Origin of the sequence: Deefgea sp. CFH1-16, assembly GCF_016881365.1 — a bacterium.
Classification (GTDB): domain Bacteria; phylum Pseudomonadota; class Gammaproteobacteria; order Burkholderiales; family Chitinibacteraceae; genus Deefgea.
Window position 1 is genome coordinate 1,453,883 of record NZ_WLYT01000001.1, and the last position, 21,838, is coordinate 1,475,720.

Sequence of the window (21,838 nt, forward strand, 5' to 3'; positions counted from 1 at the left end):
CCTTGCGCAGCGTATTTACGCTGAATTACAGCTGAAATAAATAAAACCCTTGGTGCTGCAATGCCGCTAATGCGGTTGCCGGATCAAAACTGACATTGTCGTTGCCAATACTCAATGTGCGGGTACGTAGGAAATAGACCTTTTCATAGTCTTTGTCATCAATCGGTAATTGGCTTTGATCGACATCGATATCTACAGGCAAAACGAGGCACTTACTCGGGTTGCTCAGGCTTTTAAAAATATTCACTTCCACGTTCAGCTCCTTATCGCCATTACGCTTTTGATCGCATTTCAGCTGGGGTTCAATTTTGGCGCAATTTACCGGTAAAGCCTAGCTTTTTTAGACACTGTCTTGGGTGTAGTCAGCAGGATTTTAGCGACTTATCCACAGATTTTTTCTTGAAAAAAGCTTGGTCTTATTGGTTTTTATTTTAAATTAGTAGTAATAAATAAAGGCTTAATTGAGCTGTGGATAAGTGCTTATTGTGTATAACTTACAAATGCTTAGCCAAATGATGAATTCGGTATATACACGAAAAATGAGGGTGCTGTTTTTGGTGATGAATTTAAGCCTCTGCTGCAAATAATCGCTTACACCCAAATCATGCCCAGCAATCTCACGGATGATTCACCTAGTTATCCCCAGTAAATCCACGATAATTTCACTAAAAAATATTTATCCACAGGGTATTTTCTTGTAGCACTTGATGCAGCAATGCCTTGGTGGAGATACATAGCCAGCGTATTTTTATGCCAATTACATTGGGATTAATCGTGATGAAATTTGATCTATGCTGATTAGATAGCGAGGCGGAGATGAATTGAGCCCGCCAATATTGGATATAAATTTGTTTGAATGGATGACGTTCAGAGAGATTGATATTGAGCTCAACTCACGAATGCAATAGGAAATAGCCAATGACAGCGCAACAAGCAACAGACTTCAGTAGTGCTCTATTTTGAAAACGCTACTAACGCAGCAACAAGCGATGTCGCCGCCAGTAACCAATGAAATGAAACAACTGGAGCGGCATGCGCTGCATATCCATTCTGGCGATATTGCAGTAGAACGTCATAAGCCCATCATGACTTTATTAGGCTCATGTATTTCAGTGTGTTTATTTGATCCGCAACTGAAAATCGGCGGCATGAATCATTTTATGCTGCCCAATTTTGGCGCACGCGCAGGGCAAGAAGTGGATTCATTACATTCAGGTATGGCGTCCATGGAGCTATTAGTGAATGCCTTGCTAAAACACGGCGCAAAAAAAAACCGTTTGCAAGCAAAGGCCCTTTGGGGGAGGGAATTTAGTCCCCAGTGCGGGGAAAAAAACCATTGGTGAGACCAATATTGAGTTTACTCACCAATGGCTGGGAGCCGAAGGAATTCCATTATTGGCTAGCGATTTGGGCGGCAATTGCGCGCGTAAAATCGTTTTAAACCCGACTTCTGGCGAAGTACTGTGCCGGCAAATTCAACCACAACAAATACAAAAACAGCAATTAATCCAAGAAGAAGAAAATTATAAAACCAAGCTGATTCAATCACTCAATCAACGCAAAATTGATTACTGGTAATCATTGGCTGGCAGTGCTGTTGGCATCGATTTTTACGTCAATTATCGTGGCCAGTGTAATTGCACAAAAGCGCCCATTAAATCGGTCGCGCCGGTCCAAAAAATCTGAATCCCAAGACAAAACAAAATAAACGCCGAGAGTCGTAGAAAGATCACCGACCCAGTTGCCCCCACCCATTTCAATAATTTATCGGCATAGCGATAACACCAATACACCGAAAACGACGTAATCGCCACGGCAATCACGCTGGCAATCGGCATGGTAAAGGTTTCAATCCCCGACGATTTAAAGCTCGCCCCCAGCGTGATGGCGACGGTAATTGAGCCCGGTCCAACGGTAATTGGAAAGGTCAGCGGGAAAAATGCTCTTTGGCGTAATTCTTCAGAGCTCGGTCGATTGCCATCCAGTGTGGAAACGGCATTGGGCGCATGCGTATCGGCAGACATTAATTGCCAGCCGGCAGTAGCGACCAATAAGCCGCCGCCAACCCGCACAATGGGTAAAGAAACCCCAAAAAATTCCAGCACATAAATGCCGATAAACATACTAAACACCAGCAAAATAAAGCTATAAACGCCTACTCGCTTAGCCAGAATAATACGTTCGTCTTTGGTGTAGCCCTCAGTCAATACCAAGAAAATCGGCGCGTGACCGGGCGGATTTAAAATGGGCATTAATGCGGCAAAAACCAGCAATAAACTACCAAAAAATGAAGATAAATATGGCAACATAATGAATTAGGCTACTTGCTTAAAAGATGCTTTATCTTAGTGCTTCGCACTCTGAAAGGATAGTGAGCATCTTGGGCATCCGCCGATCACTGATCTGTATCAGTTTCTGGCCTGAATTTGTTCCGCCCAAACGCTGGCTTCATGCTGGCAATTTTTTACCGTATGCGGGGATAAATCGAGTGCCTTACACAGCAAGCTCACCGTATGAAATTGCTGAGACTCGGCGGCAGAAGCCAACTGTAAATACGCAAAATACGGCCCAGAGCGATTTAATAGCGCGGCATTGATTGAGTTTGGCGTATTCAGCGCTTTTAATAATTCAATCAACGGTTGCTGCAAGACTTCTTCCATTTGCGATAGCACGCCAGTTAAAAAGATTTGCTGGCATTGCGTGTTGTCTAGCTGATGCTCAGCCAGATTTTGCATAAAGCGGCCACGGCGTAACGCGGCTTGTCGAGACAGCAAATCACAGCCCACCGCATCGCTTTGACTATGCAGCATAAACAATAACCAGCGATGCAATGCACCACGCCCAATGAGCAATAATGCCTGCTCAGCGCTGCCAATTTCATCTGATATTTGCGATTTGGCCATTCGCAGTAGCTTATACAACAAGACTGGATCCGCTTTTAGTGCCTCAAGCAACACCAAGGTATTGGCTTCTTGCTCAATCAGATCCAGCAAACATTGAACTTGCCCTCGCATAGCGGCGATGGGATTCACCCCCCAAGCATCGCGAGCGCTGATAAAAGGACCTTTGAAAAAAAACATCACACGCTCGGCATACAACGTCGATTCCCAAACGCAATCAAAAGCTTCATACGAGTCAATATGGCAAGCCAATAAAGGCCAGTGCGTGTGCGCCATCACTTTGGCGACAATGTCTGGCGAAAACACCCAAGCTTCATTCAAATCCAGCACTAACAGGTCAATATCCGCCGTCAATGCATCCATATTTAGATTCATGCATTCATGCGCCAAAATCCCAAACATAAACCCCATTTTTCGCCAAGCGATTACATGTTGGCAGATGGCATCAGTCACCGGCTCATCGCCAAATCGCAGCACAAACACGCAATGCTGGCCGTGTAAATTGGCAAATTGAGTCTCTAGAATATGCGACGCTTCAAAATGCACCACAGCAAAACGATGGCCTAATAATTGCAGTAATGGCAGATTCAGTAGTTGGCTGAGCAAGGCTTGATCGTATAAACGCCGCATGGCGTGCCCCGTATGCACGCGCTCGGTGATGTTTTTTTTCAGCATAAATTCATGCCCCACCACCCGCTCTTGTCGATTAACGATACTTTCACGACAAATAATGGTTTTTTCTTCCAGATGCGGCACGGACTCCTCTATCGTGCTGATACGAGGAGATAAAGCATTGAGACGTTCAAACGCCGCCAAATCCGATTCCGTTTTGGGGCTTTGAAACAGATGATGAAAAAAGAGTGGCAGCATGGCAACCTCAAGGTGGCCATTGATTATAGAAATTGAAACCGCAATGCACCATAGAATAAAGCCAGCGCACTGCACTTTGAGTCAATCCCACTAATCATGGATGAATAGTGGGTATATCTCGCTACAAAATAAAATAAAACGCCTACAAACCTATACTGCCGCAGATTGTAGTGTAGTGACTTCAACCAGCACATTGTGGTTGGCGTCCGACATCCACAATTGGCCATCTTGAATGGTGCACTGCAACTGCATGGTTCGCGCCGTCATTTGGGTTAACTCGGCCAAGGTATCACTCGGAATGCTCACCACATTTAAATGATCAAAGCGCGTTAATGCATTTTTAATGCCATCCCACCAAATATCCACCACTCGCCCACCGTAGGCATAAATCCATACTTCATTGGCGCGGCCGCAGCCTTTTTTGATGCGTTTTTCATCGGGCAAACCCAACTCAATCCAAGTTTCAATTGCGCCAGTTAAGTCTTTTTGCCAAACATCAGGCTCATCATCGGCCGATAAGCCGCGAGTTAATTCCAACGATTCACTCGCATGCCGCGCAAAAGCCACCAAACGCAACATCATGCGCTCGTCCGTTTCCGAAGGATGGCGCGCAATAGTGAGGGCATGACTTTGATAATAACCACGGTCCATATCCGTGATATTTAGCTCGGCCTTGAATACCGTTGATTTAATTGCCATTGATTGTCGTCCTTATGAAGGCCAACAGTGTAACGGAATCTGCCCAAATCGGCGTGAGCAACAAAACGTCAATGCCAAATCAAAAGCACAGCTGCGGCGTGATTTGTCTCTTTATGGGCATAAAATCGGCAATTCATCTTATTTCAATAATTGGCAGCTACCTTAGCGATTATTTCCAGCATTGGAACGCCTATGTATGCCAGCCACGATCGACTTATCTTATTAGACGCCGATGGCACCATTATCGATGCATTTAGCGCCATAGAAACCGCTTTTAGCTTGCATGGCATGCAAATTGGCGATTTGGAACGCTTTCAAAAAAGGCGCAATTTATTCAAATATCTGGGCGGTCTGAAAGAATTTCCGCGCAATCTAGCCAAAAGCCTCGGCAATTCCAATCGCAAAGAACTCATTGCCACACTGACCGATATTTACCGCGAACAAGCGATGCTCTACCCCAGCATTGCGCCTTTGCTGCGGCAATTGCTCGCCACGCCCGGTATTAAAGTAGGTCTGGTGACGCGCAACGTCACACACGAACCCGCCATTACGCTGGCTCGCCTATTTGCTCGGCATGATTTAGATATTCAACAATTGGATTTTTTTAGCTGCATAGCGTTAAAAACGCCGAAAAACGTGTATTTCAGCACCGCGCTGAACCAACTGGGCATCAACCCCGCTCGCGCTTTTGCTTGTGGTGACGAGCATAAAGACTATCTGGCCATGCAAGCGGCCGGCGTGAATCCCTTTATGGTGTCGTATGGCTTTGAAGACCTACAGCGGTTGACGCTCAAATACGCGGTGCCCGAAGTGATTATTTCACGCACGCCAGAAGAGCTTGGCACACGAATCCGGCATGCATTTGATTTGCCGGATTCGCATTTAAATTAAGGATATATTACGAGGTATATCCATATAATCAATACAAAACAATCAATACAAAGATATACCCAATAGATTATAGAAATAACATATTTTGATGTGTCGCATACAGCACCAAAACCGACAACAGCGCGCAATACATGCTAGTGAGCTTTTCTACCGCCAGACGGCCATCGGGACGAAACAGCATGATCAAGGCAAAACTAATCATGTAATAACGCGGCTCAATAAGCCATGAAGGCATCAAAAATAGCAGGCTGGCGAAAAGAATCGGCAATAAGATTGGCCGTTGCTGCAGACTATGCGCCAAATCCAATATTGCGAGTACCACCGGAATAAAAAACAAGATTTTTAGCTCAAAGCTGGCAAAAATCTTCATTAATATCCAATTTCTAATAAATAAATCTTCATTTACATTGTTATACGGATGCGTATTATTAAACGCGAATAAATACAGCGCAAACAACACGGCCAGCATCAAGCCGGTATGCTGCTGCACCAAAGCAAAACGAATATTGTCACGTGTTCGAGACAACACTAGCGGCAAGAAAATAAGGCAATAGCAAAATAAGAAAAAAAACACATTGCCGCTATTCAAAGCAAACGGTGGATGCATACTGCGATCCCCCACGGCCACGCCTTTATTGAGCACTAGAAAAATAGTAAAGCCGACTAAACCTAAGCCAATCGGCCAGCAATTACGAGCAAAAGCCAATAAATTAGCGCGATTAACACTAAATTGAGTTTGCTGCAGCCAGCAAAGTGCGGGAATGGCGACTAGCCAAATCACATTATTTTGCCGTATTCCCATACTTAAAATTAAGATAAAACAGCCAAATAAATAACGCTGCCGCAAACATAAAAACAAGCCAGCTAGAATAAAAAACAACGATGCAACGTCGTTATAAATCAAAAAGAAAAACGGAAAAAATCGTTGGAAAAACAGCGAATTGAACCACACGTTCAATACTGATTGTTTGTTGTAAACACGCGATTTGATTGATAAAAAAAAGCAATACACCCCAAACCCAGCACGGCACTGAAACCACGTAATAAAGCGGTTGAATCTGAATCAAATAAGCGAACAATCCAAGACATTAAATAATGATAACCAGAAACGCTGGTTAAAAACGGATCATGAATCAGTCGACCCGAAGCATAAGTCACAATTTGCGATAAATTGGTATTTTCGTCTACGCGTAGCGGGTCGGTTTTAAAATATATCCAACCAATCAATACTAAACCCAGCAATAAAATTGCATTAAGGTAGTGATTAATTTTATTCATGATTGACTCCTAATACCGATATTGCGGGCAGGAGTGATGATGTTCTGGCATGAAGTGCCGAAGATTAGAGTTTGCATTGTTTCCTTCCATCCATTGGGATGACCTCGTCGCGGGTCATTTATGCTGACTATGCCACAATGGAAAATGAAAAAAATCAAAAAACCAATAACTCAACTTAAATCAAAAAAGAGCGTTACTTTTCAGCAACCAATTCAAAAAAAAATGGCCTGCAAAGCAGAAATACAGTTCACCTAACGACAAACCCTGGAAAACCTGACGCAGAGGCGCAAAGACGCGGAGGAAATTCAGGGTTTTTCGATTGATTTTCTCTGTACCTTTGCGTCAAAAGCGACACCAGCAATGAAATAGAGGAAAAAAATGCCGCTCACTTGGCTTAAGTGAACGGCATTACCTGCAAAGCAGGCTATTGTGATACGACGATTTAAACGCGCAATAGCGCGATTTTAAGTGGGTGCTGACCATCCGATGTTGGGAAGTCGCTATCGGGCTTAATCCATTCCATGCTGCTGATAGGGCGGCCGGCTTTAGCCGCAGAGCGCTCAAGTTGATCCAGCCAAGCATCGCGTGACACTTGCGCGACGTTATTGCAACAAATCAGCGTACCGCCTTCAGCGGTCGACAGCAGTGCCGGCTTAAATACTGAGGCGTAGTCATTCACCAAATCAACGACGCCAAATGGGCTTTTCGAGAAGCGTGGTGGATCGAGCATCACCAAATCAAATTGTTGTTTTTCCAGTTTTGGGAACGTTGGCATACGTTTACCGCGCACCATTGTCGCTTGACCTTTACCCGACAATTGATTCAATGCGGCAAATGCATCCGATTGCACAAAGCGCACGCGGATTGGCAAATCGTTGAGTTTGGCGTTGTCTTTACCCACCAATAAACTCGATTCAGCAAAATCAATATTCACCACATGGCGTGCACCGGCTTTAGCAGCAGCAATACCCACGCCGCAAGTGTAGGCAAATAAATTGAGTACTGATTTACCTGCGGCTTCTTGCATCACGCGGCGGCGGCCGGCGCGTAAATCCAAAAATAACCATGGATCTTGGCCGTTATGACGACCTTGAATGCGGTAATTCACGCCCAGTTCTTGAGCAATGCGTGGCTCGTAAGCGATGATCTCTTCTGCTTCGGTCAGGCGATTCATCACCCGTGAATTGCCGTGGCTGCGGTCGTTATAAACTAGCGCGCATGCCGGGTAAGTGCGGGCATAAAACGCTTCAATTTCAGCGTATTGCTCAATCGACAAAGCGCGGTGGAAAGTTTGAATCAAGATTAAATCGTTATAACGATCAATCGTTAACCCTGGCACACCTTCAATACTGCCGTGAAATAAACGGTAAGTATTGGTTTGCTCAGCAGCAAGTTGAGTAATTAAATCCGCGCGGTTGGCTAACGCCGTATCAAGTAAGGAAAACAACGGTTCTTGCATGGTATCAGTCATGGTCTATCTCAATTAAATTGTAATGGGTTTATTCTTGGGTCGGTTTGCGGGTGCGCTTGGCTTTCGCCGGCACAACATCCGTTGCTTCGACCGCAGGTGCTTCGGCGACTTTTCGGCTGCGTTTGGGCTTCACCGGTGCAGCTTCAAGTTCCGTGCTCGCTGCAGGTACTGTTTTTGCAGCACGGGTTTTGGGTTTTTCAGTGGTAGCGGCAATTGATTCAGCAGCATCCACCTTGGCTTTACTCACCCGCTTGGCTTTCGCCGGCACGGCTTCGCTATCCATTGCGACGCTGGCTTTAGGCTTGGCAACTTTACCTTCAGCGCTGCTGGTGGCGGCTTTTTTAGGCTTAGTCTCAGAGGCGGTTTGCAAGCAATTGATCACGCCCAAGCCTGCTGCACGGCCACTACTCAAACACGCGGTGAGTAAATAACCACCTGTTGGCGCTTCCCAATCGAGCATTTCACCAGCACAAAATACCTTAGGCGCGGATTTCAGCATTAAATTAGCATCTAACGCGGCAAAGCGCACGCCACCGGCAGTGCTAATGGCTTCATCCAGCGGGCGCGGTGCCAATAGTGTAATGGCTAATGATTTAATCGCCGCCGCCAACTTCGCCGGTTGCATAAAGTCTTCTTTGCTCACCAATTCACGCAATAAGCCGGCTTTAACGCCTTCAATCCCCAGCTTGCGGCGTAAATGATTCGCCATCGAATCAGCACCGCGCGGTAAAGATAATTCTTCGGTAATACGCGCCAATGATTTTTGTGGCACTAAATCCAACCACAAGGTCGCACTGCCGTGCTCGGCAATATCGTCTCGCAATTGACTCGATAAGGCATAGACCAAACTCCCCTCAATCCCGCCAGCAGTGAGTACAAATTCACCGACTTTTTTCGCATCGTGAGGACGAGTTGCTGCCGCAACCGATTTGAGTGGGCTACCGGCAAATTTTTCACTTAAATGCGTGCTCCAAGCGACATCAAAACCGCAATTGGCCGGTTTTAATGGTGCAATATCCACGCCTTGCTCGGCCAATAATGGCACCCAAGCGCCATCTGAACCGAGCTTAGCCCAGCTACCACCACCTAAAGCCAACACCACGGCATCAAATGTGCGCTGAACTTCACCTTCTGGATTGGCAAAGCGCAACGCTTGGTTTTGATCCCAGCCTAACCAGCGATGACGAACATGAAATTTAACGCCGCTGGCTTTAAGCCGCGCTAACCACGCACGTAATAATGGCGCGGCTTTCATTTCTTTGGGAAATACCCGCCCTGATGAGCCAATAAAGGTTTCAATGCCTAAATCATGCACCCAAGCCGTGAGTGCATTGGCACCGAACTGTTCAATCATTGGCGCTAGGTCTTGGCTCGCAGAGCCATAACGGCCTAAAAATTGAGCCGCATCTTCGGCATGGGTAATATTCATTCCGCCAACACCGGCTAATAAAAATTTACGTCCAACCGAAGGCATAGCATCAAATAATTCTACTGAAAACCCAGCCGCAGCAATCACTTCGGCCGCCATCAAGCCAGCAGGGCCACCACCAATAATGGCAACAGAGGGAGAGGCAGTCGATTTTTTCTTAGGCATAGGAAATCCAAACTCAAAGGCAATAAAACGCGAAGGCTCTCTTATACCGAAATTCACCGGCTAAGACTGCACAATTTGCTGTTTTTACGCATTTTTTACTGGAAAAACCGCCCATCCAGATCTGGATCAATCGCCACCAGATATCGATCAAGCGATTTGTGAGGATAAAAAGCGGGTCAGCTCAGCCAACGGTAATGGCCGTGAGAAATAATACCCTTGAATTTCATCGCAATGAAGCTGTGCCAAAACAGCCAAATGCGCCTCTGTTTCAACCCCTTCGGCAATCACTGTTAAGCCCAGATTATGCCCCAAGCGAACGATGGCATCGACAATGGCAGCGTCTTGGTTTCCAGACACCAAATTACCGACAAAACTTTGGTCAATTTTTAATTTATTAATCGGAAAACGTCTTAAGTAGGACAAACTTGAATAACCGGTACCAAAATCATCAATCGACAGCATCACCCCTAAATCGCGTAATTGCTGCAATAGTTCAATCGTATGATCGGCATCTTGCATCACCACACTTTCGGTAATTTCTAATTCTATCCATGCCGGATCAACAGCCGTGGTTTGCAAAACCTGACGCACCAAGGACAAAAAATGCGGGTGCTGAAACTGCCGAACCGAGATATTAATCGCCACAATCAGCGGCGTACCCGCATCTTGCCAAGCTTTAGCCTGCTGGCAAGCAGTACGTAAAATCCATTCGCCCATCGGGATAATGAGACCAGATTCTTCTGCCAAAGGGATAAATTCAATCGGTGAAACTAATTTTCCATGATGGTGCCAACGAATAAGGCATTCAACACCCATAATTTGCAATGAATGAATATGCGCTTGGGGCTGAAAATAAAGCTGTAATTCATTGCGCTCAATTGCATAACGCAAATCGGCTTCAAGTGCCAAACGCTCTAAGGCACGTGCATTCATTTCCTGATCGTAATAGCGCAAGGCATTGCCACCTTGTTGCTGCGCTTGCTCAAGTGCCGCATCCATATTGCGAATTAACGTCACCGCATCGCTGCCATCTTGCGGATAAATCGCGCCGCCCATACTCAAGGTTAAAAATAACTCATGCCCCGCAATCAAAATGCCAGATTGCAAAGCGTCATGCAGTACTTTGGCAAGCAATTCCGGCGGCCGCTCTTCGCCGCGTAAATCCAATAAAGCAGCAAAATACGAACTCTCAAACCGATACAACACGCCACCAAATTGTTGAATAATCGGCTGCAGTCTGGTACTGACTGCGACCAATAATTCATCTCCGGCTTCATAACCCAAGCCGCCTTGTACCCGCTGAAAACGATCAATTGCAATCAAAATAACTGCACATGGCGTATCAAGCAAAGCAGCAATATCCGCTTCAAAAACGCGTCGATTGAGTAAGTCGGTCAAGCGATCATGGCGTGCGGCATGGGCTAATTTTTTTTCGGCGCGCTGACGCGCATGAATGTAATACGCAACCAATATCGCAATCACCACAATCGCCAAGCTATACGCCAGCACTAGCTTCACCATCACGCTAACGTCATGCAAAGACCGACGACTGGCCGTTTCGATTTCTTGACTCACATCGACAAAAGAGCGATCCAATTGCAATAATAATTCATTGGTATCAATGGCACTTTCGACCAAAATAGCTCGCGCCTCATCCGCATCAACCGGATTGCTACTCATCACATGCTCTAGTCGTTCGGCCAATAACTGAGCATTGTCATTCATCGCCACAATCGCAATGTGCCGAGGATGTTGATGCCGCTTCGGATTGGATTGCTCTACCAGCTGAGTTAAGCGTAATTGATTGTCGCGGTATTTCTTTTTGAACTGTGCTTGATTGAGCCCATAAGCAAAGTATTGATTCATGATGACTTGGCGTTCAGTCACCTTGGTTTTAAGCTCACTGATGGTGCGCAAGATAGGAACAGATTCATTCACCAAAGGCTGAATGACCGCGTTCACTTGCTTGCCACTATAAAGCACGATAATGCTCAGCAATAAACCAAGACCAATCACGATCGCAAAAAAGAAATACACGCCAAATTGAGAAATCAGCGGCTTCAGCCACTGACAACAGCGCCGAGTCAATGAATGACGCATTTAACCTACTTATTAAGAAAGAATGGTGTATTTTTTTATAGCGTATAAGTTGAAACAGCGCACAAATGTGCGCTGTTTCTTTACGATAAATCAACGATGAGATGGCGCATGCTGTAACAAAGAGGCGTCAGCATTGAGCGAAAGACTCAAATGCCGCTCGTATTGCTTCAAAATATCAGCCAGCACTTCAGATTCAACCAAAGACTGCACGTCATAACCTTTGCGCCCATCAGTAAAATAAGTCGTCGGTTCAAACGTTTCGGCCTGCTCTGAAGTCGGTAAAGCGGTATTGGCTAAAGCAAAATCAGGTACCAATTTTTGCGTACATGCCACGCCATAGACAAAATCACGCAACTGATTTTGGATGACTTCCAATTGCACTTTATCTTCGCTCATGCGCTCAACCTTTGCTTGAACACCGTTTTTAAGCAATTCCTCAGCAATTTTTTCCATCGCCGGTTGCACCGTATCGCTTAAGAAAGCGCGAACATCTTGCTGCGTCGGTTGGCGTAAAATCTGCACTAAGCGTGAGCGCCAGCGTTGGCCATTCCAAAAGTTACTTGCATGCGATAATTTTTGCTGTGCATGCAATTCATCTGCTCGCAAACCTTTGAGCAGGCTAAAAAACACAGCAATAACATCACTACCGCAAACGGCAAAGCCGCCACAATCGTCATCGATTGCAAGGCTTTTAAGCCACCTGCGGTCAATAAACAGCCCGCAACCAAGCCCAAAATCACCGCCCAAAATAAGCGTTGCCACACCGGCGATTGGGTATTGCCACGGCTGGCAATATTGTCGATCACAAAAGCGCCCGAATCCGCGGAAGTCACAAAGAAAATCGCAATGAGCGTCAAAGCAACAACCGAGCTTAAGCTAGCGAATGGTAAGTAATCAAGAAAAGTAAACAATAGCGCGTCGACATTACCGGCGCTGGCCCCTAACGCACCCATCGCGGTATGGGTATCAACCCAAATGGCGGCATTACCAAACACCGTCATCCACAAGAAATTAAACGTTGCTGGAATCACCAAGACGCCAACGATGAATTCTCGAATGGTGCGACCACGTGAAATCCGCGCGATAAACATACCAACAAAAGGCGCCCAAGAAATCCACCACGCCCAATACAGAATGGTCCAACCTTGATACCAGTTTTCCGAATTCGCTGGCTCATAGGTAAAATTGCGGAAAGTGAGCTGCACAATATTGGCTAAATAATTGCCAATATTTTCACTAAAGCTGCCCAATAAATAGAGTGTTGGGCCAGCAACTAAAACAAACAGCATCAGGAAAATAGCCAGCGATAAATTAATTTCGCTTAAAATCCTCACCCCCTTGCCTAAGCCTGATGCGGCCGACAATCCTGCCAAGCCGACAACAGCAGCGATCAAGCCCAACTGCATTGGTAAGCTAGAAAAATCCCAACCACTGACGTGAGTTAACCCAGCTGACAGTTGTAACACACCATAACCTAGCGTCGTTGCAATCCCGAATATAGTGCCACACAGCGCAAACACATCAACCGCATGCCCCCACGGACCATTAATCCGATCTTTTAAAATGGGGTAAAGCCCCGAGCGCACTGTCAGTGGTAGAATTGTAGCGAAAGCCAAAATAGGCCAGCACCAGCCCGACCACGCCATAAATCGCCCAAGCATGAATTCCCCAATGAAAGAAGGTCATCAGCATGGCTTCGCGCGCAGCAGATGGCGTGCCGACGACCGCTGTCGGTGGCGCAATCAAGTGCTGTATTGGCTCGCCGACCCCAAAATACATTAGTCCTACGCCCATACCTGCGGCAAACAGCATTGCGATCCACGATGAAAAACGAAATTCGGGCTCGGCATCATCCGGCCCTAAGCGAATATTGCCGTAACGACTTATCGCGATACCAATTAATAAAATAACGAAAGCGGCGACAGCCAGAGTGTAAAACCAAGAGAAATACGCGGTAATCCAGCTTTTACTGGAGTTAAAAATGTACTCAGCCTGACTCGGAGCAAGCATTGAAAATAGCAATAACACCAGCACCAAAGCCAAACTAGGTAGTACCACTGGCCAGCAAAAGGTCGTTCGTGTTGATAAGGTAGACGTCTTCATCCACTACTCCTTTTCATTTTCAGAAAAAAACACCATAACATGCTGAACTCGATCAACCCACCCAAATATGTACATTTTTGTAAGGAAATACGTGCTGAAAATGAAAAAATCATCGATGCTTTTCAGTATGACTAATTCATATTGCAAACACAAAAAAGCCGCACTGACAGCGGCCTTGGCGAGATAAAAATCCAATCATTGGATCAAGCATGAAACGCCAAAATCTCGCAATGGCATCACCGTGATCAATATAAAATGAAGCCTAGTAATGCGGCGGGATTTCATCCAAAAGACTGCGTCCAGACTGCTCGGGGCCAACACTGCGTTCTTGTAAGTAACTCACTTGCTGTTGCAAATGATCAATTTGCTGCTGTTGCCGTGCGATGATTTGATTTAAATCATCGAGTAATTCGTCTTGCAATACAAGGCGGATTTCTAATTCGGTGATGCGCGCTTCCATAATTACTCCAATAAACTTCAATATCAATTTGATGATACTCGCTCAGCAGCAGATTTCGTTTTTAAAACACGGATCACCACCGCCCTAGTCAAAATCAGTAGTCCAAGGCAAGATAATGCGGAGATCAACCACACAGCTATATGTTCGATGACCATTCAATTTCAAGGTATCCATCTTTACACCCTGCCAGAAGCACGCGATCAGGCGCCACAACTGCATGCCCGCATCGTTGAAGTGCACGGTGATTGGCTGATTTTATTTGGCAAAAATATGGCCTTCACTGACGATGCCGATCTGGTCGCGATGCTACGTGAAGCCGATCAAACCACACTGTCCATCTATAGCAGCAAAACCGCTGCTGCTGACTTTCTCGACCTCCATGCCAGCGCCTTCGCCAGTATCTCGTGTTAAAACTGTGCATCGTCTAACTAAGCCTAAGCCACTGCTGTGGCTTAGTTCATCCTGGGGCTAACGAGCGCGTGGCTTCTTTGCTAGCGTTGTGCCCGGTTTACCTGACTGCGGGTGGTTAGCAGTCGCCCGCAGCTTTGGGTTTACCCGGCGCCGTACCACGGGGTATTGCTCGCTGAGTGTTGTTTGTACTATTACGTGCGCCATTACTTCTATTCGGTATCTTGCCGACCGAACCCGGGCCACCGCCACCACGTGCGTTACCCTTCGGCACCGGTCGGGCTTGCAGCGCGCGCTCTTCGGGCGACTCCATTGGAATGAGATGCTTCGGGCTATTGCCAATCAAATCAGTCCGCCCCATCTCGCGCAGTGTTTCGCGCAGTAGTGGCCAGTTTTTTTGGGTCGTGATAACGCAAGAAAGCTTTATGCGCTTTACGGCGTTTTTCATCACGAATCACGTCGACTTTTTCCGAGCTGCGATGAATTTTCTTCAAAGGATTGCGCTTGGTATGCCACATCGTCGTGGCCATCGCCATCGGCGTTGGCGTAAACGCTTGCACTTGATCGGGGCGGAAATCGTTTTTCTTCAGCCACAGCGCCAAGTTCAGCATATCTTCATCCGACGTTCCCGGATGCGCGGCGATAAAGTAAGGAATTAAATACTGCCGCTTCCCAGCTTCAGCACTAAATTTATCAAACATCGCTTTGAATTTTTCAAACGTGCCGATGCCCGGCTTCATCATTTTTGACAACGGGCCTTCTTCGGTATGCTCCGGCGCGATTTTCAAATAGCCCGACACATGATGCGTGACCAATTCTTTGACATATTCTGGCGATGTGACCGCTAAGTCGTAGCGCAAACCCGAGCCAATGGTGATTTTTTTCACGCCTGGAATCTTACGTGCTTTGCGATACAGTTGGATCAAACTACTGTGATCGGTGTTTAAATTCTCGCAAATGCCGGGATAAACACAGCTTAAACGACGGCAGGATTTTTCGATTTTTGGATCTTTACACGCCAAGCGATACATATTGGCGGTTGGTCCACCCAAATCAGAAAATATGCCCAGTAAAGCCTGCGGTTTTATCGCGAATTTCTTCAATTTCACGCAATACCGAACCTTCCGAGCGGCTTTGAATAATCCGCCCTTCGTGCTCGGTGATTGAGCAGAATGTACAGCCGCCAAAACAACCACGCATAATATTGATCGAAAACCGGATCATATCCCACGCGGGAATCACTTGCTGGCCGTAGCTCGGATGCGGATTGCGCGCAAAGTATTGATCAAAAGCGTAATCCATTTCGGCGGTTTCTAGCGGAATCGGCGGTGGATTCATCCACACATCCCGTTCGCCATGTTGCTGCACCAAAGCGCGGGCATTACCGGGGTTGGATTCCAAATGCAGCGTGCGGCTGGCATGGGCGTAGCTGACCGGATCATAAGTCACCGTTTCAAACGATGGAATCCGAATCACCGTGCGACCGCGCACTTCGCGGCGCGCAGCCAGGCGCGCTTCGCGAGAAACCATCTGGATAACTTGGGGAGTTGGAATTAGGGAGTCGGGAGTATTGCCTTCAACGCCTTGCTGTTTATCTTCTTCGGTCGCATACGGGTTGATATGTTGATCAACCTTGCCCGGAATATCCACAATCGATGAATCCAGCTCTACCCAACCAGCAGGTCGCCAGCCATGCGGGGCTAAAAATGCGGTACCGCGCACATCGCGAATTTCGCTCATTTTTTCACCGGCTGCAACGCGCTGCGTGACTTCAACCAAAGCCCGTTCGGCATTACCGAACAGTAAAATATCAGCTTTAGAATAAATCAGCGCCGACTGGCGGATTTTATCGCTCCAATAATCGTATTGCGCGATGCGGCGCAAGCTGGCTTCGATGCCGCCCGCCATAATTTGCACACCCGGATACGCTTCGCGGCAACGTTGGCAATATACATTCAGCGCGCGATCGGGTCGTTTACCGGCCATGCCGCCAGCGGTGTAGGCATCGTCCGAGCGTGGTTTTTTATCCGCGGTATAACGGTTAATCATCGAATCCATATTGCCTGACGTGACGCCGAAATACAGGCGCGGCTTGCCAAGCTGTTTAAATTCGTCGGCGGAAGTCCAAATCGGGCTGACTGATAATCCCAACGCGAAAACCCTGCGCCTCGAGCAAACGCCCCAACAGCGCCATGCCAAAACTTGGATGATCGATGTAGGCATCGCCAGTGACCAAAATAATGTCGCACTCATCCCAACCCAGCGCATTCATTTCCTTGCGGCTCATCGGCAAAAAAGGCGCAGGTTGACGCGGCGTTACGCCTGCGGGCAAATCATAAATCGGGGAATGAGAGGTATTCATGCTGATCACAAACAAGGCTAATCGCGCATTGTCGCAGATTTTTACTGGAATGCAGAGCTAAACCGCGAGTTATTTATCTATCCCGATGTTGAAAAACCTTAATGTTTTTAAGGATTTAAGTCTGATTTAAGCTCGCATTTCATTCTCAAGCACCACTGCAAATCGCTTTATCTTTTCCAAACTGAACACCACCGTCAGTCGGGTGGCAATTCGCGCATGGATTTTGTTGTTACCCAAGATCCATGTCAGCAAAAATAAGAACTATATTCAGAAACACAACGTCATATATCCGTATTTACTGACATATGAGTATATGAATATTTGCGTTTTTTTCATCACGTTTGATCTGGAGTCAACACAATGAAAGCGAAATCCTTACTACTTCCTCTTATTCTATCGTCCGTATTGGCTGTTTCATCGGCTTGGGCCGCCGATGATCATGGTGGTGAAGTTAAACCAGAGCCTTATGCCGTTGGCAAAACCCTGACTAAGGCGGTACAAGCCAGCATTACGCCAGAGCAAGCAATTAGCATCCTTAAAAATGGCAATGCGCGCTTTAGTAGCGGCAAAGCCCTTGCCCCCGATTATAAAAAACAAGTAACACAAACCGCGCTGGGGCAATATCCACTGGCCAGCGTGGTGGCCTGTATTGATTCGCGCTCGGCGCCGGAGTTGGTTTTTAATCAAGGAATTGGTGATCTATTTACCACTCGTGTTGCGGGCAATACGGTCAACGAAGATATGCTGGGCAGTCTTGAATATGCCGCCAAAGTGGCGGGATCACGCGCGATTGTCGTGCTGGGCCACACCAGCTGCGGCGCAATTAAAGGCGCGTGTGACAACGTAAAAATGGGCAATCTAACGGGTTTACTCGAAAAACTCATGCCGGCAGTGAATGCCGCGCAAACCAGTGGCGAGCGTAACTCTCACAACCATGAATTCGTGCAAAACGTGGCCGAAATGAATGTGCAGCAAACGGTTGAAAAAATCCGCCAAATGAGCCCGATTCTGAAAGAAATGGAAGAACAAGGCAAAATTAAAATTGTCGGCGCAATGTACAACACCAGCAATGGCCAAGTAAGTTGGTATTGAGCTACAGCCATTAATAAAAAAGCCCTAGCGGTATATACCCTAGGGTTTTTTTCTATTGAACAACAAACTCAACGTTTAAATAGCAATGTCATCCCATCGCCTGCCGGCAACATGGCATGCTCAACGCGTGGATCATCCCGCAACTGCCGATTAAAATCATGCAAGATTTGCACGCTGGCCGGATGATGTGGCTTGGGGTTGGCGACACGGCCACCGAGAAACATATTATCCAAAATAATCAAGCCGCCCGGGCGCACCAATTCCAAAGCAAAATCATAATACGTTGGATAAAACGGTTTATCCGCGTCAATCAACATGCAATCAAAACTGCCTGAATGGCCTTCAGCGACCAAGGTTTCTAAAGAAAACACCGCCGCTTGCAATTTAAGGGTGATTTGCTGCTCAACGCCGGCTTTTTTCCACCACTCTTGGGCAATATTGGTAAATTCTTCAACCAAATCACAGGCGATCACACGCCCTTCTGGCCCCATCGCCAACGCCGCAGCGATTGAGCTATAGCCAGTAAAAGTGCCAACTTCGAGGTATTTTTTAGCGCGAATTAGGCGCAATAAAAAAATCAGTAACGCACCTTGTTCCGGTGCAAACTGCATTTTTGCCACCCGATGTTGGGCGGTAAAATCACGCAGCTCACCTAAAATAGCCGGTTCGCGCAAGGCGGTATCGAGGAAATAATTGCGCATTTCATCGTTTAAAGACAGCGTTTCGCGAGACATAACACTCATTCACTACAGCAAAAAAACGATTATACCGCGTGAATGATCCACTTTACCTGTGGCATTAATATGGATTTGGCGTAAAAAGCGCCGCTTGGCAGGCTCAATCAGTGCCAGCGAAAAACCGCTAGCACTTTAAACGCGCTTGAATTCGAATCAGCTCAAGCGTTGACTCAATTGATTGTAAGCGTTGACTCGCATGCCGACTTAATCGTAAACCCGGCCTTTGCTCGGGTGGATTATTGCGAATTAATTCATGCAGCCGTTTATGAAACTGCAAGGCTTTTACGTAATCACCTTGCTCAACATACAGCATGGATAAAACTTCGTAAGCTTCAATACTCAACAAAATTTGCTGATGTTGCTCGCTTAATGCGCAAACAGTTTCTAGGCATTCAACGGCATGTTCATACTCGGCCAATTTAATAAATGTTCGTGCTAGCGCCAATAAAACATGGCTTTCACCCCATGAATTATGCTGCTTATGGTGAATTTTATAAGCTCGGCTTAAAAACTCCTGCGCCTTGGCAAACTCGCCATGCTCAAAAAAAATCATGCCTTGATAAAAATCGGCCTCGCCCAACCAAGAAGGTCGATTTAAACCGGCATCAAACGCGGCTCTGGCCTTAGTGAGTGCCGTTAACGCCGTTGCAAAATCTTGTAATCGAAAAGCATCAGCAGCAATATTCAAACCAATTTCAGTATCCAGCTGCACTAGATTCAGCGAGCTAGCAATTATTTGTGCCATATTATGGCAATGTAGAGCACGGGTATATTCACCAAGACCAAAGAAAAACTTGCCTACGCCAATATACGCCCGCGCTGCGGCATGGATGTCTTGCCGTTCTCCGGCGATTTCTAGTGATTTAAGCCAAGCATCCAAAGCGCGATAATACGCCAGGCTGTCGTAATAAATTTGCCCCAGTCGCCAATAAGCCGCAGCCAGATTTTGCGGCAGTTGTTCGCGCTTTAAATAGCGAATTAATTCAGTTTGCAGCGCAATCGCTTGGGTTTTATTCGGTAGCCGTTGTAACACGCGCACCTTGGTTTGCAGCGCGATGACAATCGCTTCAGGCAATTGCTGCGCTTGCATCGCATCGAGCATCGCCTCAGCTTGGGCCAAAGCGGTCTCACAATCTTGATTAGCCAAGATCGCAATGGCATTGCCGCGCGCCTGTAATTGGCTTAAATCAAGCATGATCGACCTCGGCAAAACGCACACAATTTCGCCCGCCATGTTTGGCGGCATACAAGGCCTTGTCGGCACGCGCCAATAATTGGACGGCACTTTCACCGTATTGCCATACGGCACAACCCAAACTAATCGAAACGCACAAACCAGTTTGCAAGTCCGCCCAATTAAATTGTTCAATTTTTTGGCGCATTCTTTCGGCGATATGGCTGGCGATGGCGGTATCAACATGATGCACAATCAGCACAAACTCTTCGCCACCATACCGCGCCAGCATATCGTTTTCACGGCTTAATTTAGACAACACATCACACGCTGTACGTAATACAACGTCACCAATATGATGGGAAAAGCGATCATTAATCTGCTTAAAGTGATCAAAATCGATCATGATCGCCAGTAAATCCCCTTGGCTTTCTTGCGTTAACCGCAGTAATTCTGGCAAGCGCTCATCCAAAGCGCGGCGGTTATACACGCCAGTGAGCCCATCGTGATAGACCGCACTTTCTAGCTCACGTAAGCGATCCACTTCTTGATGACGTTGCTGTTTTAGCTGGTTCACTTCCAGCTCTGAGCTGAGTAGCTTCAACTTCATTTCGATATTTTGCAGCCGACGCTTATCATTGGCACGAAATTGGCTGTATTCTTTTTGCCGTTGCAATTTCATGTAATGATCGTGATAAGCAATGTGATGCATCATCGCTCGCACAGCATCGCCTTGCGCTTCATAAATCAGATAGAGTTGATAATGAATTTGCTGCAATAGATATAAATCTTGGAATTCATCCACCAATGCCAAAGCTTGCTGCAAGTAGCTTAACGCCGCTTGCGGCTGATCAAGCCGAAAGCTTAACTTGCCCAAACCCAATAAATTGACCGTTTGCCCCCAAACAAAACCCGCTTCGGCATTGATTTGGCACGCCATCTGTAGGCAATCGAGCGCCAAGCTCGATTCACCCTGCTCGACATGAATTAAGCCGAGGTAGTTAAAAATCTCAGCTTGCCAATCGCGCCGTAAGGGCAAAATTAAAAACGTTTTGGCTTGTTGTAGTACGTCGTAAGCGAGCGAAAACTCTCGCAACGATAACAAGGTGGCGCTCAAGTGCAGCCGGGTTTTGCAGCGTAAATCTTGATCCGCCGATAAATCCGCCCATTCACTGGCCAAGGCTAAATAATGCAGCGCTTTACTGTGCTCGTTGTGCTGCACATAGAGATTACCCATGCCTAAATAAGCTTCGGCATACAGTGTAAGTGCATTGTCTAAAATGGCCGCTTGCAAAGCGTCAAGATTGGCTAAAAACGCCGCGTGCAATTGCCCAAGGCTTTGCAAAGCACATGCAATACCGATCAAACTTTCGGCAGCCAAACGATGCGCCGCGATGGCTTTGGCTTGTGTGAGTGCCTTACGTAAAATGGGAAGTGCGGTTTCCGCGCCAGATAAAATGTACTTCGCTTGCCCAAGCAGTAACGTGGCTTGGGCAAGCGCGGCCGCATCATGTTGCTGCTGCGCAATAAGTAGCGCTTGCTCGGCTAAAAGCAGCGTTTGCTGGCAATCACTGCGATATTGCTGCCGTGCAGCCATCAATAAAGCATCGAGTTCAGAAACCTGATTGCTCAAAAAATTGCTGAATTGGATTTTAGCCAATTAATACACCACCTAGGTATCAACTGCTAAAGGTTTATA

General features: G+C 46.7%; 25 protein-coding genes. 5 read left to right on the top strand and 20 right to left on the bottom strand.

Translation table 11 applies throughout. The annotated features are described in order from the left end of the window. Positions 1-25: 25 nt before the first annotated feature. Complete coding sequence (locus GKO28_RS08045; protein ID WP_182075915.1) at positions 26-253, bottom strand: hypothetical protein; 228 nt, start codon at positions 251-253, stop codon at positions 26-28. A gap of 706 nt (positions 254-959) precedes the next feature. On the opposite strand from GKO28_RS08045, the gene GKO28_RS08050 reads away from it, so the two are divergent. Together GKO28_RS08050 and GKO28_RS08055 are read left to right on the top strand one after the other, a co-directional pair. Beyond that, positions 960-1,343 (top strand): chemotaxis protein CheD, encoded by a 384-nt coding sequence (locus GKO28_RS08050; protein WP_182075916.1) that lies wholly within the window; start codon positions 960-962, stop codon positions 1,341-1,343. Continuing rightward, positions 1,336-1,578: a hypothetical protein gene (locus GKO28_RS08055; protein ID WP_307839090.1), complete on the top strand. Its 243-nt coding sequence runs from the start codon at positions 1,336-1,338 to the stop codon at positions 1,576-1,578. The genes GKO28_RS08050 and GKO28_RS08055 overlap by 8 nt, the downstream gene beginning before the upstream one ends. Before the next feature lie 41 nt (positions 1,579-1,619). On the opposite strand, the gene GKO28_RS08060 is transcribed toward GKO28_RS08055, so the two are convergent. The 3 genes from GKO28_RS08060 to GKO28_RS08070 all read right to left on the bottom strand — a co-directional run bounded on the left by GKO28_RS08060 (position 1,620) and on the right by GKO28_RS08070 (position 4,469). After that, positions 1,620-2,309 carry a MarC family protein gene (locus tag GKO28_RS08060; protein WP_182075917.1) on the bottom strand — a complete coding sequence of 230 codons (690 nt, stop codon included), beginning with the start codon at positions 2,307-2,309 and terminating at the stop codon, positions 1,620-1,622. Positions 2,310-2,408: 99 nt separating this feature from the next. Further along, positions 2,409-3,770, bottom strand: a complete 1,362-nt coding sequence (locus GKO28_RS08065; protein WP_182075918.1) for an EAL and HDOD domain-containing protein — start codon at positions 3,768-3,770, stop codon at positions 2,409-2,411. A gap of 150 nt (positions 3,771-3,920) precedes the next feature. Beyond that, positions 3,921-4,469, bottom strand: a complete 549-nt coding sequence (locus GKO28_RS08070) for a YaeQ family protein (RefSeq protein ID WP_173532684.1) — start codon at positions 4,467-4,469, stop codon at positions 3,921-3,923. 192 nt (positions 4,470-4,661) lie between these two features. Here GKO28_RS08070 and GKO28_RS08075 point away from each other — a divergent pair, with 192 nt between their 5' ends. Next, positions 4,662-5,360: an HAD family hydrolase gene (locus GKO28_RS08075; RefSeq protein WP_182075919.1), complete on the top strand. Its 699-nt coding sequence runs from the start codon at positions 4,662-4,664 to the stop codon at positions 5,358-5,360. Positions 5,361-5,427: 67 nt separating this feature from the next. Here the strand turns inward: GKO28_RS08075 and GKO28_RS08080 are convergent, their stop codons facing one another. The 9 genes from GKO28_RS08080 to GKO28_RS08110 all read right to left on the bottom strand — a co-directional run bounded on the left by GKO28_RS08080 (position 5,428) and on the right by GKO28_RS08110 (position 14,366). Further along, positions 5,428-6,312, bottom strand: coding sequence for a hypothetical protein (locus GKO28_RS08080; RefSeq protein WP_307839091.1), 885 nt, complete (start codon positions 6,310-6,312; stop codon positions 5,428-5,430). 2 nt (positions 6,313-6,314) lie between these two features. Further along, entirely contained in the window at positions 6,315-6,638 is a 324-nt protein-coding gene (locus tag GKO28_RS08085; RefSeq protein WP_182075921.1) for a hypothetical protein, read from the bottom strand. A 442-nt stretch (positions 6,639-7,080) separates the two neighbouring features. Beyond that, positions 7,081-8,109, bottom strand: coding sequence for a class I SAM-dependent rRNA methyltransferase (locus GKO28_RS08090; protein WP_247646429.1), 1,029 nt, complete (start codon positions 8,107-8,109; stop codon positions 7,081-7,083). Positions 8,110-8,137: 28 nt separating this feature from the next. Further along, a complete protein-coding gene (locus tag GKO28_RS08095; RefSeq protein ID WP_182075922.1) occupies positions 8,138-9,703 on the bottom strand; it encodes a TIGR03862 family flavoprotein in 1,566 nt (521 codons plus the stop codon). A 147-nt stretch (positions 9,704-9,850) separates the two neighbouring features. Next, positions 9,851-11,803, bottom strand: coding sequence for a bifunctional diguanylate cyclase/phosphodiesterase (locus GKO28_RS08100; protein ID WP_182075923.1), 1,953 nt, complete (start codon positions 11,801-11,803; stop codon positions 9,851-9,853). 90 nt (positions 11,804-11,893) lie between these two features. Then, on the bottom strand, positions 11,894-12,325 hold the full coding sequence (locus GKO28_RS19560) for a hypothetical protein (RefSeq protein ID WP_247646430.1): 432 nt from the start codon (positions 12,323-12,325) through the stop codon (positions 11,894-11,896). Continuing rightward, complete coding sequence (locus GKO28_RS19565; RefSeq protein ID WP_247646431.1) at positions 12,325-13,419, bottom strand: BCCT family transporter; 1,095 nt, start codon at positions 13,417-13,419, stop codon at positions 12,325-12,327. The genes GKO28_RS19560 and GKO28_RS19565 overlap by 1 nt, the downstream gene beginning before the upstream one ends. Continuing rightward, positions 13,349-13,906 (bottom strand): BCCT family transporter, encoded by a 558-nt coding sequence (locus GKO28_RS19570; RefSeq protein ID WP_247646432.1) that lies wholly within the window; start codon positions 13,904-13,906, stop codon positions 13,349-13,351. The genes GKO28_RS19565 and GKO28_RS19570 overlap by 71 nt, the downstream gene beginning before the upstream one ends. Positions 13,907-14,168: 262 nt before the next feature. Further along, positions 14,169-14,366, bottom strand: a complete 198-nt coding sequence (locus tag GKO28_RS08110; RefSeq protein ID WP_173532690.1) for a SlyX family protein — start codon at positions 14,364-14,366, stop codon at positions 14,169-14,171. Positions 14,367-14,513: 147 nt separating this feature from the next. Between GKO28_RS08110 and GKO28_RS08115 the strand changes: the two genes are divergently transcribed. Beyond that, complete coding sequence (locus GKO28_RS08115) at positions 14,514-14,777, top strand: hypothetical protein (protein ID WP_182075924.1); 264 nt, start codon at positions 14,514-14,516, stop codon at positions 14,775-14,777. A 115-nt stretch (positions 14,778-14,892) separates the two neighbouring features. Here the strand turns inward: GKO28_RS08115 and GKO28_RS19575 are convergent, their stop codons facing one another. From GKO28_RS19575 to GKO28_RS19590, 4 genes are read right to left on the bottom strand one after another with little or no spacing between them, the layout of a single operon-like run. Next, positions 14,893-15,135: a hypothetical protein gene (locus GKO28_RS19575; protein WP_182075925.1), complete on the bottom strand. Its 243-nt coding sequence runs from the start codon at positions 15,133-15,135 to the stop codon at positions 14,893-14,895. Beyond that, positions 15,122-15,877 (bottom strand): DUF3362 domain-containing protein, encoded by a 756-nt coding sequence (locus GKO28_RS19580; RefSeq protein ID WP_247646433.1) that lies wholly within the window; start codon positions 15,875-15,877, stop codon positions 15,122-15,124. Before GKO28_RS19580 ends, GKO28_RS19575 begins: the two co-directional genes overlap by 14 nt. After that, complete coding sequence (locus GKO28_RS19585) at positions 15,828-16,925, bottom strand: hypothetical protein (RefSeq protein ID WP_247646434.1); 1,098 nt, start codon at positions 16,923-16,925, stop codon at positions 15,828-15,830. The genes GKO28_RS19580 and GKO28_RS19585 overlap by 50 nt, the downstream gene beginning before the upstream one ends. Then, complete coding sequence (locus GKO28_RS19590; RefSeq protein WP_247646435.1) at positions 16,879-17,136, bottom strand: hypothetical protein; 258 nt, start codon at positions 17,134-17,136, stop codon at positions 16,879-16,881. The genes GKO28_RS19585 and GKO28_RS19590 overlap by 47 nt, the downstream gene beginning before the upstream one ends. Before the next feature lie 360 nt (positions 17,137-17,496). Here GKO28_RS19590 and GKO28_RS08125 point away from each other — a divergent pair, with 360 nt between their 5' ends. After that, a complete protein-coding gene (locus tag GKO28_RS08125) occupies positions 17,497-18,228 on the top strand; it encodes a carbonic anhydrase family protein (protein WP_182075927.1) in 732 nt (243 codons plus the stop codon). Positions 18,229-18,296: 68 nt separating this feature from the next. Here GKO28_RS08125 and GKO28_RS08130 read toward each other — a convergent pair whose 3' ends face one another. The 3 genes from GKO28_RS08130 to GKO28_RS08140 all read right to left on the bottom strand — a co-directional run bounded on the left by GKO28_RS08130 (position 18,297) and on the right by GKO28_RS08140 (position 21,799). Then, positions 18,297-18,971 (bottom strand): class I SAM-dependent methyltransferase, encoded by a 675-nt coding sequence (locus GKO28_RS08130; RefSeq protein ID WP_247646436.1) that lies wholly within the window; start codon positions 18,969-18,971, stop codon positions 18,297-18,299. 118 nt (positions 18,972-19,089) lie between these two features. Beyond that, the gene (locus GKO28_RS08135) at positions 19,090-20,160 is read right to left on the bottom strand and encodes a lipopolysaccharide assembly protein LapB (protein WP_182075928.1); all 1,071 of its coding nucleotides are present in this window, start codon (positions 20,158-20,160) and stop codon (positions 19,090-19,092) included. After that, positions 20,153-21,799, bottom strand: a complete 1,647-nt coding sequence (locus GKO28_RS08140; RefSeq protein ID WP_182075929.1) for a diguanylate cyclase — start codon at positions 21,797-21,799, stop codon at positions 20,153-20,155. Before GKO28_RS08140 ends, GKO28_RS08135 begins: the two co-directional genes overlap by 8 nt. Between the last annotated feature and the right edge of the window lie 39 nt (positions 21,800-21,838).

Bases quoted from the DNA above. Each gene is read 5' to 3' on its own strand.
- GKO28_RS08100 (WP_182075923.1), bottom strand. From the start codon at position 11,803: ATGCGTCATTCATTGACTCGGCGCTGTTGTCAGTGGCTGAAGCCGCTG.
- GKO28_RS08125 (WP_182075927.1), top strand. From the start codon at position 17,497: ATGAAAGCGAAATCCTTACTACTTCCTCTTATTCTATCGTCCGTATTG.
- GKO28_RS08135 (WP_182075928.1), bottom strand. From the start codon at position 20,160: ATGCTTGATTTAAGCCAATTACAGGCGCGCGGCAATGCCATTGCGATC.
- GKO28_RS19575 (WP_182075925.1), bottom strand. From the start codon at position 15,135: ATGGGGCGGACTGATTTGATTGGCAATAGCCCGAAGCATCTCATTCCA.
- GKO28_RS08085 (WP_182075921.1), bottom strand. From the start codon at position 6,638: ATGAATAAAATTAATCACTACCTTAATGCAATTTTATTGCTGGGTTTA.
- GKO28_RS08075 (WP_182075919.1), top strand. From the start codon at position 4,662: ATGTATGCCAGCCACGATCGACTTATCTTATTAGACGCCGATGGCACC.
- GKO28_RS08090 (WP_247646429.1), bottom strand. From the start codon at position 8,109: ATGACTGATACCATGCAAGAACCGTTGTTTTCCTTACTTGATACGGCG.
- GKO28_RS08130 (WP_247646436.1), bottom strand. From the start codon at position 18,971: ATGAGTGTTATGTCTCGCGAAACGCTGTCTTTAAACGATGAAATGCGC.
- GKO28_RS08070 (WP_173532684.1), bottom strand. From the start codon at position 4,469: ATGGCAATTAAATCAACGGTATTCAAGGCCGAGCTAAATATCACGGAT.
- GKO28_RS08095 (WP_182075922.1), bottom strand. From the start codon at position 9,703: ATGCCTAAGAAAAAATCGACTGCCTCTCCCTCTGTTGCCATTATTGGT.
- GKO28_RS08110 (WP_173532690.1), bottom strand. From the start codon at position 14,366: ATGGAAGCGCGCATCACCGAATTAGAAATCCGCCTTGTATTGCAAGAC.
- GKO28_RS08065 (WP_182075918.1), bottom strand. From the start codon at position 3,770: ATGCTGCCACTCTTTTTTCATCATCTGTTTCAAAGCCCCAAAACGGAA.
- GKO28_RS08115 (WP_182075924.1), top strand. From the start codon at position 14,514: ATGACCATTCAATTTCAAGGTATCCATCTTTACACCCTGCCAGAAGCA.
- GKO28_RS19590 (WP_247646435.1), bottom strand. From the start codon at position 17,136: ATGAATACCTCTCATTCCCCGATTTATGATTTGCCCGCAGGCGTAACG.
- GKO28_RS19570 (WP_247646432.1), bottom strand. From the start codon at position 13,906: ATGAAGACGTCTACCTTATCAACACGAACGACCTTTTGCTGGCCAGTG.
- GKO28_RS08060 (WP_182075917.1), bottom strand. From the start codon at position 2,309: ATGTTGCCATATTTATCTTCATTTTTTGGTAGTTTATTGCTGGTTTTT.